Below are 16,403 nucleotides of genomic sequence, written 5' to 3'. Positions count from 1 at the left end.
GCCTAATCCACGCTGCCGAAGGCGCCCGCGACCGGCGCCTCTTCGTCCGAGGCATAGCCCCGCACCATGCCTTCGGAGCTGAACGGCGTCGCGAAATTGCCCTCGGCGTCGACGGCCACGATCCCGCCGCGGCCCGAGCGGCCATCGCCGGCGGCCTGCATTTCCGCGATGACCGCCTCTGCGGCCTCTTCGAGGCCTTGGCCCCCGTATTCCATGCGCGCCGCGATGCTGCGCGTCGCGCCGAAGCGGACGAAATACTCGCCATGCCCCGTGGCCGAGGCCGCCATGACGCCGTTCTTCGCGAATGTGCCTGCGCCGATGACGGGGCTGTCGCCGACCCGGCCGGGAATCTTCGCGTCATAGCCGCCCGTCGAAGTGCCAGCGGCGAGGTCGCCGCAGCGGTCCAGGACGGCGGCGCCGACCGTGCCGTGCTCTTCGGGCTCGTCATGGCCTCGCGCGCGCAGGAACCAGCCTTCGGGCGCGGGCTCGGCGCCGCGCTCAAGCACCGCTTCCTCGCCCCGATCGCCCACCATCATCACGTGCCGCGTTTCGTCCATGACGAGGCGCGCCGCCGTGATCGGGCTCTTGAGGCCCGTCATCGAGGCGATGGCGCCCGCTTCGAAAGTGCGGCCATCCATGATCGAGGCGTCGTTCTCGACGAAGCCTTCGGCATTGGTGATCGAGGCGCGGCCGGCATTGAACAGGCCCGAGGCCTCCATGCGCCGGATCGCCTCCTGCGCCACGTCGACCGCATGGCTGCCTTCGCGCAGGTCCTCGCGCATCTCGCCGAGCATGGAGCGGATGAAGGTCAGGCGCTCTTCGGGCACCTGACCGGCCCGGGCCGTGCCGCCATGGACGATGATGGCGTAATCCTCCTGCGCCGCACAGGACGCAGGCGCATCGGCGGCCGCAGTGCCCTGCGCGGCCAGGAGAAGCGAGGCGGCGAGTGCGGAAAGGCCCATGCGCGCCTCCTCAGCTCGCCGTGTCGACCGGGGCGGCGCCCGGCGCGCTCGATGTCTCGCCCACGCCCGAGGGCGCGATGATCCCGCGCTTGAAATAGGCCTTGGTCAGGCGGAACACGAGCGGGCTCAGAAGCAGGAGCGCGATCAGGTTCGGCGCCGCCATCAGCCCCGTCAGCGTATCGGCCACCAGCCAGAACAGGTTGACGATATTGGACAGCGCAGACGGCACGTAGAGCGTTTCGCCGCCGACTGTGACGACGCCGTTCGTCACCGCCACCGCGCCGGCCGTCAGCACCCATTCCTCGCCCCCGATCTCCAAGGGTTCGCCGTCGATGAGGAGGTAGTCCCCCGACCGCTCGACCACCTGCGTCGGCTCGACCGCCACGGGCTCTTCTTGAAGGGCGAGCGCCGAAGCGCCGAAGAAGACGACCACGATCCAGGAGATCTTGAACGGAAGGATCGACTTTTCGGAGAAGAGGAAGGCGCAGCAGCGCTCTCCGTAATAGGACCAGCCCAGGATCGTCGTGAAGGCGAAGACGGCGAGGCTGATCGCCACGATATGGCTGCCGATGCCCGACAGCGTCGCGTCGAAGGCGGCGGCCGTCAGCGGCGCGCCGGTGTCGCAGCCCGCGGGCTGGCCGTCGGCCTGGAAGACTTCCAGGGTCAGGGTCGAGGGCAGGCAGGCATCGGTGACGACGCCCGAGGTCAGGATGATGAGCGCCGTGATCGTGCAGACGATCAGCGTGTCGATCACCGTGCCGAGCATGGCGATGATGCCCTGATTGACCGGGTCTTCGTTCTTGGCCGCCGCATGCGCGATCGGCGCCGAGCCCTGGCCCGCCTCGTTCGAGAAGATGCCGCGCGCGACGCCCTTCTGCATGGCCAGCATGAGAAGGCCGATGGCCACGCCCGTGCCGGCCGCGTCCACGCCCCAGGCCCGCGCGAAGATGCGGTAGAAGGCGCTCGGGATCTGGTCGAAATTGAGCAGGATCACGAGCAGGCCCGCCCCCAGATAGGCGATCGCCATGAAGGGCACGAGCTTGGAGGCGACCGAGGCGATCCGGCTGACCCCGCCCAGGATCACCGCGCCCGCGCCGATCGCGAGGGCGGCGCCCGTCAGGATCGGCGAGATGCCGTAATTGGAATCGAGGACGTCGGCGACCGAGTTCGCCTGGATCGAGGCGCCGGTGCCCCAGCTCGCCAGAACGCCGAAGACGGCGAACAGGACGGCGAGCCAGATCCATTTCCGGCCCATGCCGTTCTTGATGTAGTACATCGGGCCGCCGACATAATTGCCGTTGGCGTCGCGTTCGCGGAAACGCACGGCGAGAACGCCTTCGGCATATTTCGTCGCCATGCCGACGATCGCGGTCATCCACATCCAGAACACCGCGCCCGGCCCGCCGATCGCGATGGCGGCGGCGACACCGGCGATATTGCCCGTGCCGATGGTCGAGGACATGGCGGTCATCAGCGCGCCGAAGGGGCTGACATCGCCCTCTTCCTTCGAGTCGCGCTTGGCGAAGAGCTGGCCGACGGCGAAGGGCAGCTTGCGGAGCGTCATGACCCGCAGCCCGATGGTGAGGAACAGCCCGGTACCGAGCAGCAGGCTCAGCATGGGAACGCCCCATACCAGTCCGTTCACCGCCCTGATCGCGTCTTCCATGCGCCTGCCCTTGATTGCTTGGAGGAAAGTCGCGGGACCGTAAGGAGAGGCGGTTGCGATGTCTAGCGCGCGGGCATTGCGCGCAGCGCTGGCGGGACGGCGCCGGGGATGGCATGAGGCGTTCCATGATCTCGAAGCTCCTCATCGCCAATCGCGGGGAGATCGCGCTGCGCGTTCTCAAGACCGCGCGCCGCCTCGGCATCCGCACGGTCGCCGTCTTCTCCGAAGCCGACCGCAACGCGCCCCATGTGCGCCAGGCCGACGAGGCCTTCCTGACCGGGCCTGCGCCCGCCGCCGAGAGCTATCTGCGCGGCGATGCGATCCTCGATGTCGCCGAGCGCGCGGGCGCGGACGCCATCCACCCGGGCTATGGCTTCCTCTCCGAGAATGCCGGCTTCGCCCGCGCCTGCGAGAAGCGGGGCATCACATTCGTCGGCCCTACGGCCGAGACGATCGAGGTCATGGGCTCGAAGTCGCGCGCCAAGGACCTGATGGAGAAAGCGGGCGTGCCCCTCGCGCCCGGCTATCAGGGCGAGGAGCAGTCCGCGGAGGTCTTCGAGCGCGAGGCGCGGCGCATCGGCTATCCCGTCCTCCTCAAGGCCGCAGCCGGCGGCGGGGGCAAGGGCATGCGCATTGTGCGCGAGGAGCGCGCCTTGAGGGGCGAGCTCGAAAGCGCTCAGCGCGAGGCGAAGTCCGCGTTCGGCGACGACCGTTTCCTGGTCGAAAAGTTTCTCAAGACCCCGCGCCATGTCGAGGTGCAGGTCTTCGGCGACGGCCGGGGCAATATCGTCCACCTCTTCGAGCGCGACTGCTCGGTCCAGCGCCGCTACCAGAAAGTGATCGAGGAGGCGCCCGCGCCCGACCTGCCCGCCAATGTCCGGACTCGCCTTCTCGAGGCGGGCGTGGAGGCGGCGCGCGCCGTCTCCTATCGCGGCGCGGGCACGGTCGAATTCCTCTATGACGGAAAAGACTCGGTCTATTTCATGGAGATGAACACCCGGCTTCAGGTCGAGCACCCGGTGACCGAGGGCGTGACCGGCATCGACCTCGTCGAATGGCAGCTGCGCATCGCGAGCGGGGAGGACCTGCCGCTTACGCAGGACGAGATCGCTTGCGAGGGCCATTCGGTCGAGGCGCGGCTCTATGCCGAGGATCCGGCAAAGGGCTACATGCCGAGCACGGGCCGCCTCGACACGCTGCGCCTGCCGCGCGGGCGGGGCATCCGCATCGATGCCGGCGTGGCCGAGGGCGACACGGTGACGCCCTTCTACGATCCGATGATCGCGAAAGTGATCGCCAAGGCCGAGACCCGGGAGGCGGCGCTGGCGCGGCTCGCCGATGCGCTCGCCCGGACCCGCGTGCGCGGCGTGACCACGAATGCGGATTTCCTCCGCCGCATCGTCACCCATGAAGACTTCGTCGCGGGCGCGGTCAGCACGGCCTTCCTGGACGAGGCGGGCGAGGCGGTGACGCGCGGGCGGGCGCCCGAGCCTCCCGTCCTCGCGCTCGCCGCGATCTGGCGAACCGCTCAGGCCGGCGGCGGCTTCCGCCTCAACCTCCCCGCCGCGGCGCATGCGCGCTTCGAGGGGCCGGACGGCCCTCTGGCCGTTACGATGGACGAGGTGGCCGCGGGCCGCTGGGAAGGCGCGGTCGGAGGCGAGGCGCTGACGCTCGAAGCGGTCGAGACGGATGGAAAGGGCGCGTCTGCGCTGATCGGCGGCCGCCGCCTCGCTCTGCGCTTCGACGAGGCGCCGGGCGGCCTCGCTTTCGGCTCGGGTCGCGATGCGCGCGGCGAGCTCGCCTATCACGACCCGCTGACGGCGGCGGGCGATGGCGGGGCGGATGCCGCCGGCCTCCTCAGCCCCATGCCCGCGACCGTCACGGGCGTCCTCGTGGATGTCGGCGCCGAGGTCGAGGCGGATACCCCGCTCCTCACCATCGAGGCGATGAAGATGGAGCATGTCGTCAAGGCGCCGGGTGCGGGCACCGTGCGCGAACTGCCCTTCGCCGAAGGAGACAGCGTCGCCGAAGGCGTGCTGCTCGTCGGCTTCGATGCGGCCGAGTGAGAAGGAGGAGGGACCCGTGACCCAGAGCTTCGAAGGCCGCTGCGCCCTCATCACCGGCGCGACCTCAGGCATCGGCCGGGCGCTCGCCGCCCGGATCCTCGCGGGCGGCGGCCGCGTCGTGGCAGCGGGACGGCGGCAGGATCGCCTGGCGGAAATCAAGGCCGTCGGCGGGGCGAAATGCCACGCGGTGCCGCTCGACGTGACGGACACGGATGCCGTCGCCAGCCTGCCGGAGGATCTGCCGAAGGAATTCGCGCCCGACATCCTGGTGAACAATGCCGGGCTCGCGCTCGGCCTCGGCGGCGCGGACACGGCCGAGCTCTCCGACTGGGACCGGATGATCGACACCAATATCCGCGGCCTCGTCCACATGACCCGCGCCTTCCTGCCGCAGCTCAAGGAGCGGCCGCGCGCGGATATCGTCAATATCGGCTCGGTCGCGGGCAGCTATCCCTATCCCGGCGGGAACGCCTATGGCGGCACCAAGGCTTTCGTGCACCAGTTCTCGCTGAACCTCCGCGCGGATCTTCTGGGGTCGATGGTGCGCGTGACCTGCGTCGAGCCGGGCATGACCGATACGGAGTTCTCCGAGGTCCGCTTCGGCGGCGACCGGGACAAGGCCGGCAAGGTCTATGAGAAGATGAAGCCGCTCACCGGGGACGACGTCGCCCATCTGATCGGGAACGTGCTGGTCCTGCCCCCGCATGTGAACGTCAACACCGTCGAGGTCATGCCCGTCCAGCAGGCCTTCGGCCCCTTCCCGGTCGCCCGCGACAGCTGAGCGCGCAACGGCCGGGCCCTTCGGGGTGTCCTCTGTCCGATGAACGGAGGACCGACATGAGCAGACATCCAGGAACCGCAGTCGTGACAGGCGGCTCTGCCGGGAATGGCAGGGCCATCGCGCGCGCCCTCGCAGCCAGAGGCCATGATGTCGCCGTCCTCGCGCGGGACTCGAAGCGTCTGCGCGAGACGGAGGACGAGCTGCATGGCTATGGCGTCCACGCCCGCGGCATTTCCTGCGACGTGGCCGATGCCGGTCAGGTCGAGGAGGCGGCGAAGCGGGCCGAGACCGAGCTCGGCCCGATCGCGGTCTGGGTGAACAACGCCATGACGACGGTCATCGCTCCGTTCAGCGAGATGGAGACAAGGGACATCCAGCGCATCACGGATGTGAACTATATGGGCTATGTGCACGGCATGCAGTCGGCGCTGCGCCGGATGAAGCCGCGCGACCGCGGCACCATCGTCAATATCGGATCGGGTCTGAGCTATCGGGGCATTCCGTTGCAGACCGCCTATTGCGCCACCAAGGCCGCGATCAAGAACCTGACCGAGGGCGTGCGGGCCGAGCTGTTCCATGACGGCAGCGCGGTGCATCTGGGCATGGTGATGCCCCCGGCGGTGAATACGCCGCAATTCGCCTGGGCGAAGACGACGATGCCCAAGCTGCCGCAGGCCGTTCCCCCCATCTACCAGCCGGAGATCATCGCGGAAGCGGTCCTCAAGCTCATCGACGACCAGTCGCGGGAAATCTTCGTCGGCGGCAGCACGGTGCAGGTCTGGGCCGGCGAGCAGATCCTGCCCAATGCGATGGGCCATGTCCTCGCCGGCAAGAAGGGCTATGCCTCGCAGCAATCGGATCGCCCGGCGACGCAGGCGAACGAGGAGGGGAATCTCTATCAACCGGTGGAGATGGACGTCGCGGCGCATGGTTACTTCGACGACAAGGCGAAGACGGACGCTGTCATTCTCGATGCGGACAATACCCGCCTCGGCCTGGTGCTGGGGGGCGCGCTTGCGCTCTTCGGGCTCGGCGCTCTGATCGGACGGGCAACCAAGAGCGATGACGGTGCCGCCGGCGCCGGCCGCGACGCCTTGCCCGCGCCGCAGGAAGAGCGCCTGGGCGGCGCGCCGGCGGCCGTGCCGCCTGGTTAAGCGAAGAGGGGCGTCATCGGAACGCCTCGACGACGGCCAGGGACTTTTCCTGGCGCTCGAATTGGAGCTGCATCCGCCGGTCGGCGGCGGTTGCAAGCGCCGCATCCGCGTCGACCATCTCCTGGTGCGCCGCGTCGTCGAATCTCTGCTCCGCCATGAGGCGCGCCGCGGCTTCATAGCGTTCCATGATCGCGAGGATCTCGCGTTCGGTTTCGTTCTGCTCCGCAAAGGTCGCGCAAAGCGCGCGCAGCGTGTCTTCCTGCTGCTCGTTCCGGGTCGGGCCCGCGCAGGATTCCTCCGTCGTCTCCTCCGTCTCTTTCAGGAGCGCGGCAAGCGCCCGGACGTCTTGGGCGATCTCTTCGGCATAGCGCTCATCGGTCGCCGGGAGGCTCTGCTCGTAGCCGCCGATGAGCGTCAGGAGGGTGCTCAGGATCTCGTTGCCGATCACGATCGCCTCCAGATGCCCCCACATGGGAAAGTCCCGCTCCACGCTGCTCTGCATGACCTTCGTCAGCGCCGTGTCGGCGGCGAGCAGGACCACCGTGCTGTCGCCTTCATCGCCGACCAGCTCGTAATAGGCGGCGACATCCCCGCCCTCCAGCGCATCGAGCTGCGCGGACCACCCCTCCGCCTGTTGCCGGGCGATCCGGGCGAGGCGGGTGGCATAGGGCCGCAGCTCGCCGCGGAGTTGTTCGTGACCCGCAATGGGATCGGGCGCATCCGGCATGGCGGCAAGCGCGGCATCGAGCGCGTCCAGCTGCCTGTGCGCATCGGCGACGAGCGCCCGCGCCTGCGCGCCGACGCTGTCATAGCCCGACGGGTCGTCCGCCAGACGAAGGAAGATCGCGGTCAGCTGCGCTGCCTGCATCACCGAAACGTAGCCGCCGATGATCTCTCCGAGGGCTCTGTTGTAAGCGGCGGTCGCCTCGAGCGCCTCACGTTCCGGCGGGGCGGGCTGGCTCGCGGCCGGCAGGTTCGGCGCAGCCAGGAAAACGGCGCAGGCCGCCGCGGCGAAGATCTTCATTTGCATGGCCCCCGATTTATCCCCTGAGGCGGTTCTAGAGCCCGCCCCCAGGCGAAGGCCAGACCGGTCAGTCCACTTTCTCGCCGAGCGCGGCGGCCACGGTGAAGACGTCCTTGTCGCCCCTGCCGCACATGTTCAGCAGCAGGATCTGGTCGTCGCGCATCTCGGCCGCCCGATCGAGCGCGCGGGCGAGGGCGTGGGAGGGTTCGAGGGCGGGGATGATGCCCTCGAGGCGGCAGCAGAGCTGGAACATCGCCAGAGCTTCCTCGTCCGTCGCCGAGGTATAGGTGACGCGGCCGCTATCGTGCAGCCAGGCATGCTCCGGCCCGATGCCGGGATAGTCGAGCCCGGCCGAGATCGAATGGGCATCCGTGATCTGACCGTCCTCGTCCTGAAGAAGGTAGGTGCGGTTGCCGTGCAGCACGCCCGGCCGCCCGCCCGTCAGGGAGGCGGCATGCTTGTCCGTATCGAGCCCCTTGCCCGCCGCCTCGACGCCGATGATCTCCACCTCCTTGTCGTCGAGGAAGGGGTGGAAGAGCCCGATCGCGTTCGAGCCCCCGCCGATGCAGGCCATGATCGTGTCGGGCAGGCGGCCTTCGGCGGCGAGCATCTGTTCCTTGGCTTCCCGTCCGATCACGGACTGGAAATCGCGGACCATGGCCGGATAGGGGTGCGGCCCTGCGGCCGTGCCGATCACATAGAAGGTGTCGGCGACATTGGTGACCCAGTCGCGCAGCGCCTCGTTCATCGCGTCCTTCAGCGTGCCCGTGCCGGAGGTGACGGGCACGATCTTGGCGCCCAGAAGCTCCATGCGGAAGACATTGGGCTTTTGCCGCTCGACATCGGTGGCGCCCATATAGACGGTCAGGTCGAGGCCGAAGAGCGCGCAGACCGTCGCGGTCGCGACGCCGTGCTGGCCCGCACCGGTCTCCGCGATGATCCGGGTCTTGCCCATCCTCCGGGCAAGGAGGACCTGGCCCACGCAATTGTTGATCTTGTGCGCGCCCGTATGGTTCAGCTCGTCGCGCTTGAAATAGATTTTCGCGCCATGGCCTTCGGCCGCGCCCTTCCTAGCATGCTCGGTCAGGCGGCGCGCGAAATAGAGCGGGGAGGGGCGCCCGACATAGGTCGAAAGAAGCTCCTCGAACTCCGCGTGGAAGCTCTCATCGGTCTTGGCCGCTTCGTATTCGGCTTCGAGCTGGCGCACGAGCGGCATCAGGGTCTCGGCCACGAAGCGCCCGCCGAACAGGCCGAAGCGGCCGTCCTGATCGGGGCCTTCGCGATAGGTGTTCGCACGAACGGTGTCAGACATCGGGATCGGTCCTTTCGAGGACGCCCATAGCAGCACGGGCGGCCGCGACGAAACGGGTGATGAGCGCGGGGTCCTTGACCCCCTTGGCAGCTTCCACGCCGGAGGAGACATCGAGGCCCCGGAACCCCGTGATCCCGGCGCAGGCGAGAACCGCCTCGGCGGCATTGTCCGGCGTGAGGCCGCCCGCCAGAAGCCAGGGCGTGCGGTGGCCGTGCCCCTGGAGCACGCGCCAGTCGAAGGTTGCGCCATGCCCGCCGGCCGCCCGCGCGCCCTCGGGCGGTTTCGCATCGTAGAGCATCAGGTCGGCGGGCATGCCATTGCTCGCGAAGAGATCGCCGCGCTCGCGCACGGAGACGGCCTTGATGACGGGCAGGCCGAAGCCCGCGCCGATGCGCGCGACATCCTCGGCGTCCTCGCTTCCGTGCAGCTGGATCATGTCGAGCGGCACCTGTTCGAGCACCTCCTCGATCTCCGAAAGGGCGGGGTTCTGGAAGAGGCCGACCACCGCCGCCTTGCCATGCGCCGTTTCGGCCAATCCCCGCGCCGCCTCGGCCGTCACCGCGCGCGGGCTGCCCGGCACGAAGACGAGCCCGACAAGGTCGGCGCCCGCAAGGGTGGCGGCCCGCATCGCCGCCTCGTCCGTCAGGCCGCAGATCTTCACGAGGCCGGAGCGGCCCAGGCCCAAAGGCACGTTTTCAGGCACGGATGGCCGGCGCGCTCCGCGACGCGTCCGCGCCCGATACCGGCACCAGGGCGCCTTCTTCGCGCGGGCGCATCTCGCGCTCCGCCTTCAGCTCCTCGCGCAGGCGCGAAATCTCGCGCTTGCGTTCGCGGGCGAGCAGGCGGTTGCGTCCGCCCGACAGCCACATGCCGAGCGCGCCGAGCAGATAGCCGACGAAGAGCGGGATGATCAGGACGAGAGAGAGGGAGATGGGGCCGAAGCCGAGCGCCGGATCCTCCGGCGCGAAGGGATCGAGGCTGACAAAGACCTCCTGCCGGTTCGACACGAAAAAGACGACCAGCAGGACGCCGATCGCGAACAGGAGGAGGACGGTAAGGAAGCGTCTCATGAGCGGTCAGATAGCCGCGCCTCTTCGATCTGGCCAGAACGAAGGCATATTGCTTTCAGCCAGGGGCTCTGCCCGGCTGTCCGGTCCGATAGCCGGATCAGGCGCTGCGGCGCGCCGCGCCTGCCGTGTCGAGGTCGAGCGGCTCCTTGTTCAGCCGCTCGCGCATTTCCTTGCCGGCCTTGAAGAAGGGGGTCCACTTCTCCTCGATCTCCACCGCTTCGCCCGTGCGGGGATTGCGCCCGGTGCGGGCCTCGCGGTGCTTGACGGAGAAGGCGCCGAAGCCGCGCAGCTCCACGCGGTCGCCATGGCACAGGGCATCGGCGATCTCGCCGAAGACCGTATTCACGACGCGCTCGATATCCTTGGCGTAGAGGTGAGGATTCTCTTCGGCCAGCTTGTGGATCAACTCTGACTTGATCATTGCCGCTCCTCCAATGCGGGGTGGCGGCCGGTCGCTAGCGGAAGGACCGAAAACCCGCCGCACGACGCCCGAACGTCCCCCAACCCGTTACGGGATCATAGAAAACCGCTTTATTTAACCTTTGTCAACTCCGCGTGATGATTGCGCCAGAGCCGCTCCGGAGCCAGAAGGCGGCATGAGCACTTCCGATCCCGCCCCCCGCACCGTCAGCTTCGGCGCCCGCGATGTGCCCGAGGCCGAGAAGGAGAGCCTCGTCCGCGGCGTCTTCGACCAGGTCGCGCCCGCCTATGACGTGATGAACGACCTGATGTCCGCCGGCGTGCACCGCGCCTGGAAGCAGGTCCTGCTCGACCGGCTCTCGCCGCAGCCGGGACAGGTGCTACTGGATGTCGCAGGGGGGACGGGCGACGTCGCCGCCGGATTCCTCGGCCGCGCCGATGGGCGGCCCGCACGCGGCCGCCCCCAAGCGCGCGCGGTCATCTGCGACATCAACCATTCCATGATGGCGGCGGGCCGGGAGCGCCGGGATGCGGCCGCGCTGGGCGACAGGCTGGCGCGCGTGTGCGGCGACGCCGAGCGCCTGCCTTTCCCCGATGGCAGCTTCGATGCCTACACGATCGCCTTCGGAATCCGGAACGTCACCCATCGCGACCGGGCTCTGGCCGAGGCGCGGCGCGTCCTGCGGCGGGGCGGGCGCTTCTTCTGCCTCGAATTCTCGCGCCCCGTCACGGCCGGCTTCGGGGCGCTCTACGACGCCTATTCGGACGCCGTGATCCCGCGCCTGGGGAAGGCGGTGGCGGGCGATGCCGAAAGCTATCGCTACCTCGTCGAAAGCATTCGCCGCTTCCCGCCCCAGAGCGCCTTCGCCGCGGAGGTGGAGGCGGCCGGCTTCTCCCGCGTCTCGGTCGAGAACCTGACCGGCGGCATCGCGGCGCTGCACGGGGGATGGAAGCTGTAGCTCACGCAACCGTTTGACACTTTTGTTGACGCGCTAGGTCGTGATGGTCAGGAGATCGTCATGCCCTACTCCGATGCGCCCATGCCCCTTTTCGAAGCCGACTATTGTCCTTCCGACCAGAGGCTGGTCGAGGAACTGCTGAGCCGCAGCCAGCTCGATCCGGCTCTCGAGGCCCGGATCCGCAAGCGCGCGGGCGGCTATGTCGAGCGCATCCGCAAGGCGCCCAAGGGCGCCGGCCTCGAAGAGTTCATGCAGGAATACGCGCTCTCCACCAAGGAGGGCCTTGCCCTCATGGTGCTGGCCGAGGCGCTTCTGCGCGTGCCCGACCCCGCCACGCAGGACCGCCTGATCGAGGACAAGCTCGGCGCGGGCGACTGGGACGCGCCGGACGGCGACGAGGGATGGCTCCTGATGGCCGCCTCCTGGGGCATCGGACTCTCCGCGCGGATCGTGACGCCCGGCGAGACGCCGGGCGGGGTCCTGCGCGGCATGGTCAGGCGGCTGGGCAGCCCCGTCGTGCGCCAGGGCACGCGCCAGGCCATGAACTTCATGGGCCACAATTTCGTGCTCGGCGAGACGATCGAGGACGCGCTCAAGCGCGCCGCTAAGCAGGAGAAGAAGGGCTACCGCTACTCCTATGACATGCTGGGCGAGGCCGCCCGCACCGAGGCGGACGCGATCCGCTACTGCAAGGCCTACGCCTCCGCGATCGAGGCGATCGGCAATCGCGCGGACAAGATCGGCCGCGACATGCCCGACCGCTCCGGCATCTCGGTCAAGCTGTCCGCCATCCATCCGCGCTACTTCCTCAAGAACCGCAAGGACGTGATGGAGAACCTGGTGCCGCGCCTGACGACGCTGGCGCTGGCGGCCAAGGAGCACGATCTGGGCTTCACGGTGGATGCCGAGGAGGCCGATCGGCTGGAAATCTCTCTCGACGTCTTCGCCAAGGTGGCGAGCGACGAGCGGCTGGCGGGCTGGGACGGCTTCGGCCTCGCCGTGCAGGCCTATCAGAAGCGGGCGCCGCAGGTCATCGACTATGTCGAGGACGTGGCGCGGCGCCTCGATCGCCGCTTCAAGGTGCGCCTCGTGAAGGGCGCCTATTGGGATACCGAGATCAAGCGCGCGCAGGAGCGGGGGCTCGAAAGCTTCCCGGTCTTCACGCGCAAGGTCGCAACCGATCTCTGCTATCACGACTGCGCTCGCAAGCTGCTCGACGCGCGCGAGCATCTCTATCCGCAATTCGCGACGCACAATGCCCTGACCATGGCGACGCTGATCGAGCTGGGCGGCGAAGGGCCCGATGCCGGTTACGAGTTCCAGCGCCTGCACGGCATGGGCGAGGTGCTGCACGACAACGAGCTGAAGGATTCGCACGTTCCGGTGCGCATCTACGCGCCTGTCGGCGGCTATAAGGAGCTTCTCGCCTATCTCGTCCGGCGGCTGCTCGAGAATGCGGCCAATTCCTCCTTCGTCGCGCAGGTTGCCGACCCGCGCGTCAGCGATGACGACCTCCTCAGCCAGCCGGCCGACGAGCTGAAGGGCCTGATCGAGGCGGGCGAGCCCGTCAGGCATCCGCTGATCCGCATGCCGCTCAAGCTCTACCCCCTGCGGCCCAACAGCCCGGGCGCGGAGCTTGGATACAGGCCCGACCTCGAAGGGCTGATGCAGGCCGTTGCGGGCTATGGCGTGCCGTCGGCGCCCATCGCCTCGATCGTGAACGGCAAAGATGCGGGCGGCGAAACCGTCAAGCCGAGCCTCAACCCCGTCACCGGCGAGCCCGCGGGGCAGTGGCGCGAGGCCACGAAGGAGACGGTGCATGACGCCGTGACCGCGGCGAGGGACGCCTTCCCGGCCTGGGACAGGCGCGGACCCGAAGCGCGCGCGGAGATCCTCCGGCGCTATGCGGACATCCTGGAAGCGAACCGGGACCGGCTTCTGGGCGTCCTCGCCCGCGAGGCGGGCAAGACCGTCGATGACGGCATCGCCGAGGTGCGCGAGGCGGCCGATTTCTGCCGCTTCTACGCCAATGGCGCGGAAGACCTAATGGCGCCGCGCGAGCTGCCGGGGCCGGTCGGCGAGACGAACACTCTCTATCTCGAGGGCCGTGGCGTCTTCGCCTGCATCGCGCCGTGGAACTTCCCCCTGGCGATCTTCGTCGGCCAGGCCGTCGCGGCCATGGCCGCGGGCTGCACCGTGGTCACCAAGCCCGCCGAGCAGACGCCGCTGACGGCGAGAATGGCCGTCGAGCTGATGGCCGAGGCGGGCGTGCCCTCCGGGGTCTGCAACCTCCTCCTCGGCGGCGGCGAGGTCGGCGCGGCCATGGTCTCCGACGAGCGGATCAACGGCGTCGCCTTCACCGGCTCGACCGGCACGGCCAAGGCGATCAACAGGACGCTCGCCGAGCGCGAGGGCGGCATCCTGCCCCTGATCGCGGAAACCGGCGGCATCAACGCGATGATCGTCGACTCGACCGCCCTGCCCGAGCAGGTCGCCGACGACGTCGTCAGCTCGGCCTTCCGAAGCGCCGGCCAGCGCTGTTCCGCCCTTCGGGTCCTCTACCTTCAGGAGGACGTCGCCGACTTGATGACCGAGATGATCATCGGCGCGGCGAAGCTGCTCGAACTCGGCGATCCCGGCGATCCCAATACCGATGTCGGCCCGGTCATCGACGAAGAGGCGCGCGGCCGCCTCGCCAGGCACTGGGAGGATGTCTCGTCACGCGGCAAGGTCCTCTACGAAGGCAAGGCGCCGGAGGGAGGCACGTTCTTCGCGCCGCGCATCGTGCAGATGGACGACCTTCGCGCCGTCGATCAGGAGGCCTTCGGTCCGATCCTGCACATCGTCCGCTACAAGTCCAACCAGATCGACGACGTGCTCGACGCCATCGGTTCGACCGGATACGGCCTCACCTTCGGCCTGCACACCCGCCTCGACGAACGGATCGAGCGCATCGTCCACCGGGCGCCGGCGGGCAATGTCTACGTCAACCGGAACACGGTCGGCGCGGTCGTCGGCGTGCAGCCCTTCGGCGGCAGGGGCCTTTCTGGCACCGGCCCCAAGGCGGGCGGCCCGCTCTATCTCACCCGCTTCTGCGAGGAGCGGACGGTGACGATCAACACCACCGCGGCGGGCGGAAATGCCAGCCTGATCGCCATGTCGGGCGAATAGCCGATGCCGGTCGTCGCCGGTTACGGATCACTGCTCAGCGAGGCTTCGGCGCGGGAAACCGTGCCGAATCTCCGCGATTTCCAGCTCGTCACCGTCCGCGGCTACAAGCGCGTCTTCGACAAGGTCGCGGTCGTCTTCTTCGCCCGCCATGGCGCGACACCGGATCGCCGTGACATCGCCGCCTGCTCGACGCGGGCCGAGCCCGGTTTCGAGATGACCTGCTGCCGCTTCGAGTGCGACGACGAGGACTTCCTCGCGCTCTATGAGCGGGAGCACCGCTATCGCTGGGTGATGGTCGACACCGTCGATGCCGAGGGGCGGGTGACGCCCGCCCGGATGACGACGGGCACCACCGACGAAGACTACCGCCTGAACAAATGCGTCACCGAGGACGAGTATTACCGCAGAGTCGGGCAGTACTACCCGGGCCGCCTGTGGCGGGACGACGTCCTGCCCTTCCCGACCTATCTGTCGCATATCCTGCGGGCGGTGCGGTCCGTGTCCGACGAGGTCTATCAGGACTTCCTCGACACCTCCTTCCTCGCCGACGGTGAGACCAGCATCCGGGACTACATCCGGATCACGCCGGACTGGGAACAGGGCGCCGGCGCCAGCTATTCCTATCTCGACGACTGAGCGGCGTCCTCGCCCTGCCGGTGCGGCAGGGCGAGGTAGTCCCGCGACTGCATCTCGTGGAGGCGGCTCGCCGTGCGGGCGAACTCGAAGCTGCCATCGCCCGCAGCATAAAGCGCATCGGGCGCCGCCTCGGCGGACATGACCAGCTTGCAGCGATGTTCGTAGAGCGCGTCGATCAGCGTGACGAAGCGCTTGGCCTCATTGCGGTCCTGCGGCGTCATCACCGGCACGCCTTCAAGTAGTACCGCCTGGTATGTCCGGGCGATCTCGAGATAATCCGCGGCCCCGAGCGCTGTTCGGCACCAGTCCGAAAAGCCTGCGCGGGCCGCACCCCGCGCCGCACAGGGGATCGGTATGGCCCGGCTGCCGACGCGAAGCGTTGTCTCCTGCGGCTCGGCGCCCGCCGTCAGATCGGCCCAGGCGCGGTCCATCGCCGCCTCGGCCTCCTCGCCGAGCGGCGCGTGATAGACCGGCTGACGCTCCAGCCGCTCAAGCCGGTAGTCCCTGGCGGCCTTCACCTCCATCACCCGGCAATGGCCCTTCAACGTCTCGATGAAGGGCAGGAAGAGCTGGCGGTTGAGGCCGTTGAGGTAAAGGTCGTCCGGCACCCGGTTCGAGGTGGCGACGACCACCGCGCCGCGCTCCCACAGCGCCTCGAAGAGGCGGCTCATGATCATCGCATCGGTGACGTCGCTGACCTGGAATTCGTCGAAGCAGAGAAGGCGGGCGCGCGAAAAGAGCGCCTTGGCCGCATGGGGAATGGGATCGTCGAGCGGCGCGCGCCGGGCCCTGCTCGGGTCCTTGCGCCGCTCGGAATCGCTGAGCCCGCGCCAGCGGCCGATCAGGCCGTGCGCCTCCTGCATGAAGGCATGGAAGTGAACGCGCCGCTTCTCCTCCACCGGCGCGGTCTCGAAGAAGAGATCCATGAGAAGGCTTTTGCCTGCTCCGACCCCGCCCCACAGATAGAGGCCGCGGGGCGCATCCGGGCCGCCGAAGAGAGTGAGGCGCGGCGGCTCATAGGCTTCGAGGGCGTCATGAAGCGCCTGCAGCGCCTGCATGGCGTCCTCCTGCGCCGGATCGGGGTCGAGCCGGTCGTCCTCGAGAAGAGCGTGGTATCGGGAAAGAGGACCTGTCACAGAAAGCGCAGCTAGGGCGGGGGAGGACGGCTGGCAACCGGGCGTT

General features: G+C 68.6%; 13 protein-coding genes and 1 pseudogene. 6 read left to right on the top strand and 8 right to left on the bottom strand.

Annotated features, from left to right (window positions below):
- Positions 1 to 2: 2 nt before the first annotated feature.
- Together IE88_RS0103565 and IE88_RS0103560 are read right to left on the bottom strand one after the other, a co-directional pair.
- Positions 3 to 962, bottom strand: a complete 960-nt coding sequence (locus tag IE88_RS0103565; RefSeq protein ID WP_051881462.1) for an isoaspartyl peptidase/L-asparaginase family protein — start codon at positions 960 to 962, stop codon at positions 3 to 5.
- Between the two features lie 10 nt (positions 963 to 972).
- The gene (locus IE88_RS0103560) at positions 973 to 2,628 is read right to left on the bottom strand and encodes an alanine/glycine:cation symporter family protein (RefSeq protein WP_051881461.1); all 1,656 of its coding nucleotides are present in this window, start codon (positions 2,626 to 2,628) and stop codon (positions 973 to 975) included.
- A gap of 125 nt (positions 2,629 to 2,753) precedes the next feature.
- Between IE88_RS0103560 and IE88_RS0103555 the strand changes: the two genes are divergently transcribed.
- From IE88_RS0103555 to IE88_RS0103545, 3 genes are read left to right on the top strand one after another with little or no spacing between them, the layout of a single operon-like run.
- Entirely contained in the window at positions 2,754 to 4,694 is a 1,941-nt protein-coding gene (locus tag IE88_RS0103555) for an acetyl/propionyl/methylcrotonyl-CoA carboxylase subunit alpha (RefSeq protein ID WP_031550232.1), read from the top strand.
- Positions 4,695 to 4,710: 16 nt separating this feature from the next.
- Positions 4,711 to 5,475, top strand: a complete 765-nt coding sequence (locus IE88_RS0103550; protein WP_031550230.1) for an SDR family NAD(P)-dependent oxidoreductase — start codon at positions 4,711 to 4,713, stop codon at positions 5,473 to 5,475.
- A 56-nt stretch (positions 5,476 to 5,531) separates the two neighbouring features.
- A complete protein-coding gene (locus IE88_RS0103545) occupies positions 5,532 to 6,629 on the top strand; it encodes an SDR family oxidoreductase (RefSeq protein WP_081871407.1) in 1,098 nt (365 codons plus the stop codon).
- A 13-nt stretch (positions 6,630 to 6,642) separates the two neighbouring features.
- Here IE88_RS0103545 and IE88_RS0103540 read toward each other — a convergent pair whose 3' ends face one another.
- The 5 genes from IE88_RS0103540 to ihfB form a co-directional block, all read right to left on the bottom strand.
- Positions 6,643 to 7,659 (bottom strand): hypothetical protein, encoded by a 1,017-nt coding sequence (locus IE88_RS0103540; protein ID WP_156032349.1) that lies wholly within the window; start codon positions 7,657 to 7,659, stop codon positions 6,643 to 6,645.
- 61 nt (positions 7,660 to 7,720) lie between these two features.
- A complete protein-coding gene (gene trpB / locus IE88_RS0103535) occupies positions 7,721 to 8,965 on the bottom strand; it encodes a tryptophan synthase subunit beta (protein WP_031550220.1) in 1,245 nt (414 codons plus the stop codon).
- Positions 8,958 to 9,668, bottom strand: a complete 711-nt coding sequence (locus IE88_RS0103530; protein WP_202900417.1) for a phosphoribosylanthranilate isomerase — start codon at positions 9,666 to 9,668, stop codon at positions 8,958 to 8,960. The genes trpB and IE88_RS0103530 overlap by 8 nt, the downstream gene beginning before the upstream one ends.
- A complete protein-coding gene (locus tag IE88_RS16230) occupies positions 9,661 to 10,035 on the bottom strand; it encodes a lipopolysaccharide assembly protein LapA domain-containing protein (RefSeq protein ID WP_036766513.1) in 375 nt (124 codons plus the stop codon). The genes IE88_RS0103530 and IE88_RS16230 overlap by 8 nt, the downstream gene beginning before the upstream one ends.
- Positions 10,036 to 10,132: 97 nt before the next feature.
- Positions 10,133 to 10,456: an integration host factor subunit beta gene (ihfB, locus tag IE88_RS0103520; RefSeq protein WP_031550212.1), complete on the bottom strand. Its 324-nt coding sequence runs from the start codon at positions 10,454 to 10,456 to the stop codon at positions 10,133 to 10,135.
- 175 nt (positions 10,457 to 10,631) lie between these two features.
- On the opposite strand from ihfB, the gene IE88_RS0103515 reads away from it, so the two are divergent.
- From IE88_RS0103515 to IE88_RS0103505, 3 genes are read left to right on the top strand one after another with little or no spacing between them, the layout of a single operon-like run.
- Entirely contained in the window at positions 10,632 to 11,414 is a 783-nt protein-coding gene (locus tag IE88_RS0103515) for a class I SAM-dependent methyltransferase (protein WP_031550209.1), read from the top strand.
- A 60-nt stretch (positions 11,415 to 11,474) separates the two neighbouring features.
- Positions 11,475 to 14,585, top strand: a complete 3,111-nt coding sequence (gene putA, locus IE88_RS0103510) for a bifunctional proline dehydrogenase/L-glutamate gamma-semialdehyde dehydrogenase PutA (RefSeq protein WP_031550206.1) — start codon at positions 11,475 to 11,477, stop codon at positions 14,583 to 14,585.
- A gap of 3 nt (positions 14,586 to 14,588) precedes the next feature.
- Positions 14,589 to 15,221 carry a gamma-glutamylcyclotransferase family protein gene (locus tag IE88_RS0103505; RefSeq protein WP_031550203.1) on the top strand — a complete coding sequence of 211 codons (633 nt, stop codon included), beginning with the start codon at positions 14,589 to 14,591 and terminating at the stop codon, positions 15,219 to 15,221.
- A 41-nt stretch (positions 15,222 to 15,262) separates the two neighbouring features.
- Here IE88_RS0103505 and zapE read toward each other — a convergent pair.
- Positions 15,263 to 16,357, bottom strand: a pseudogene (gene zapE, locus IE88_RS0103500) (cell division protein ZapE); the annotation flags it as partial.
- Between the last annotated feature and the right edge of the window lie 46 nt (positions 16,358 to 16,403).

Source organism: Parvularcula oceani, assembly GCF_000733125.1.
Classification (GTDB): domain Bacteria; phylum Pseudomonadota; class Alphaproteobacteria; order Caulobacterales; family Parvularculaceae; genus Parvularcula; species Parvularcula oceani.
The sequence above is the reverse complement of the archived record's forward strand: the minus strand, read 5'-3'. Positions and strand labels throughout refer to the sequence as shown.